At 50.4% G+C, this 3256-nt stretch carries 2 protein-coding genes; one reads left to right on the top strand and one right to left on the bottom strand.

Translation table 11 applies throughout. The annotated features are described in order from the left end of the window. The first annotated feature begins 280 nt into the window (after positions 1–280). A complete protein-coding gene (gene recJ, locus Q0294_RS17760; protein WP_299468134.1) occupies positions 281–2044 on the top strand; it encodes a single-stranded-DNA-specific exonuclease RecJ in 1764 nt (587 codons plus the stop codon). Between the two features lie 26 nt (positions 2045–2070). Here recJ and Q0294_RS17755 read toward each other — a convergent pair. Further along, positions 2071–3256: malectin domain-containing carbohydrate-binding protein (locus Q0294_RS17755; RefSeq protein WP_299468132.1), on the bottom strand; the 1186-nt coding region annotated here is incomplete at its 5' end.

Below are 3256 nucleotides of genomic sequence, written 5' to 3'. Positions count from 1 at the left end.
CTTGTTGCAGAGCCCCGGCAAGTCCCGTCATCGATATCTCGGATCGGTCTGCTGAGGATCAGTGCGATTAGATCGATTATGCACCTGATTCACCTGCGAGGTGGACATTTAAATGGCTCATCGGGTTCGTTTTGATTTGTTTTGCTTCTCAACAGGGGGAAGTCTTTCATTTTGTACATTTAGGCAATACAGTAGTTTTGACAGTCAGACGTGACTCTGTTTTAATATTTTAGCGCGTGACCACTGCTTTTTAAACTTCTCAATCTGATCGAGAGCAAGGATGACTCAAAACTGGCGATTTGCTCCCCACGATGAATCACAGATCCGCCGCCTCAGTTCGGAAATGAAGATCTCTCCGCTTCTGGCACAAGTCTTGATTGCACGAGGGCTTCACGACGCAGCGGCTGCACGGTCATTTATTGATGCCCGTATGAAAGACCTGCTGGATCCCTGTTCGATGCCGGGAATCGAAGAAGCCGCCGAACGTGTGATTGCCGCATTGAATGCCAAGCGTCGAATTACCATTTATGGTGACTACGATGTCGATGGCATGACGGCAACCAGTATCTTATTACAATGCATCACACTGGCGAATGGTCACTGCGACTATTTTATTCCCAATCGCCTGGATGACGGCTATGGTTTGAACTGTGATGCGGTCAGGTTATTACACCAGGAAGATCCACACCGGTTACTTGTGACCGTCGATTGTGGAATCTCAAGTGTGAAAGAAGCTGCTCTCGCGAAAGAACTAGGTTTGGAATTGATCATTACCGATCATCACCAGATGGGTGACCAACTCCCTGATGCCGCTTGCCTGGTTCATCCTCGATTACCAGACAGCAATTACGAATTCCCGCATCTCTGCGGTGCCGGGGTTGCTTTGAAGCTGGCCTGGGCCATTTGCCAGAAGCTGGGAGATGGCCAGAAGGCGTCGCCACAAATGCGCGAGTACCTTAAATGCGCGGTCGGACTTGCCGCAATTGGCACCGTTGCAGATGTGGTCCCGTTGCTGGGTGAAAATCGAATTCTCGTACGATACGGGTTGAGCGCACTCGCAGACAAAGCACCGTTGGGTTTACAGGAATTGATGAAGGTTGCGGAAATCAAAACTGGTCAGATGCTTGATACCGAAGATATCGGATTCGCCATTGCCCCCCGGTTGAATGCTGCAGGCCGATTAGGGCAAGCGAGACTGGCCGTCGAACTGTTAACAACAAGTAATCAGGATCGTGCGAGTCAACTTGCTGCTTATCTTGACGAATTAAACAAAAACCGCAGGACCGTCGAACGGCGGATCATGAAACAGGCCAAAGAAATGGTTGATGAGAATGATGAATGGACCAGTCATGGCACATTAGTTCTCGCTCATCATGACTGGCATCCAGGCGTCATTGGCATCGTGGCAAATCGGGTGGCAGAACATTTTGAAAAGCCGGCGGTCCTGATTGCCTTAGACGCCAGTTCCCGAACCGGACAAGGTTCAGCCCGCTCCTTTGCAGGCTTTGATCTGCATGCCGGGTTTTCATCCTGTTCCGATCACCTGATCCGATATGGTGGTCATCAGGCTGCTGCGGGACTCAAAATAGAAGAAGAGCGTATCGACGAGTTCCGTCTTGCCTTTGCGGAATTTGCTGCGTGTGCTCCCCAACCTTCCGAGCATGACTTGCAGGTGCGGATTGATGCCGAAGTCTGTTTAAATGAAATCACAAAACAGGCAGTACGTGAACTGGACTGCCTCGGGCCCTTTGGCCAAGAGAACCCGCGGCCTCAGTTTGTGGCAACACGGGTTGAGCTGGCAGAGCCTCCACGCACAATGGGAGAAGGGGGGCGGCACCTTTCGCTTGTCTTTCAGCAGCACAAAACAAAGATTCGCGCGATCGCCTTTGGTAAGGGGGAGTGGGCCAGTCAAATGCAAGCGGACGGCGGACCTTTCTCGATCAGCTTTGCCCCCAGTATTAATCGTTTCCGGGGCTTTGAAAGTGTGCAGTTGCACTTGAAGGACTGGATCTCAGAAAAATCAACGGCTCCGATTACTTCCTGAGACGGGAGTCCGCGATCAAGAGCCACTCAGTTTTCCCTGATTAACTCAATCCCTGAGATAACAGGGGGAAACTTCGAGTCATCAACAGGATTCAATTCAATTTCGATTTGACTGGTTGCGGAAACCCCTTTAAATTCCTTCACGAGGCAACGCATCGCCTGGCCGGTTTCTCTGACAATGTCCAGATTTTCCAGAACGCTTTTGCCCTGAAGACGAATGGTGAATTGTCTCTCTCCGGCTATGATCTTCTCGTCCGGATCCGCAAATGTCAGTTTGACGGTATAGCGACTGGCTGAGGTTTCGCCTGCCGTTTGCGTCAGGGAATGTGTTTCCGGTTGTTCTATGTTCTTCGTCTTCAGTACCAGTCGTGCTGTCCCTGAGCTGGCTCCTTTATAAGATTTGGCGATCCGGGTACCCGTTCCTGTAATCAGAAAAGAAATCGAATTCCCAGGTTTCCAGTTTTTGTTTGAAAGTACTTCTTTAAGTATGGAAGTCAGATCAGGCGTCTCTTGTTCGACGCCAGAGGCTCCCGCTTTCGACCATGCGGGGAGAGTCCATTCTACAGAGGCTTTGGTTCGCTTTCGAGAGGACAGGTTCTGTTTTTTTTCTACAAATCGTTCTGAATCGACTGCAGCTTCCGCCTGAATTTTCAAGATGCAGGGAGATTTCCCCGTTTCATCGACAGTGAACTGAATACGGGCTGCTTCCAGTTCCTCAGCTGAAGTCAGAGGAATATCGGTAAATCGGAGAGCGACGACTTGTGGGTCACCCGCATCAAGCCCCAGTTCCAGATCGCTGCTATGAAGTTTGACCTCACCTTTAGAATCTTCTTCTGCATCGTCTTCGACTCCCGCAATCGGAATCCCCTCGGGGTGAATCTGCTCTGTGCGCTGATTAATTGTGATTATGATCTTCCCCGGATTCTCAATTCCGGACGCAGCGACCCAGTTCAAGCCATGTTCAGATACGGGCTCTCTGATTTTCAGTGCGTGATGCCGAAAGCGACCGAATTCTTTATTGGAAATCGTGACTTGCAGGTCCGGAGATTGCCCGCCGACACTGGGAAAATCGAGCCAGAGTGTCCCATCGTCCGAAAGACGATCTCCGGGAGCACCAAAGTTAATGCCTGCTTGCTCGATAGTGGCTGTTGTTTTCGAATCGGTGCCTAATTCACTATTCGTCCAGACTTCGATTGCGGGCATATGGATTAAT

The sequence above is a fragment of the uncultured Gimesia sp. genome (genome assembly GCF_937919775.1).
GTDB lineage: Bacteria > Planctomycetota > Planctomycetia > Planctomycetales > Planctomycetaceae > Gimesia.
The sequence above is the reverse complement of the archived record's forward strand: the minus strand, read 5'-3'. Positions and strand labels throughout refer to the sequence as shown.

Bases quoted from the DNA above. Each gene is read 5' to 3' on its own strand.
- recJ (WP_299468134.1), top strand. From the start codon at position 281: ATGACTCAAAACTGGCGATTTGCTCCCCACGATGAATCACAGATCCGC.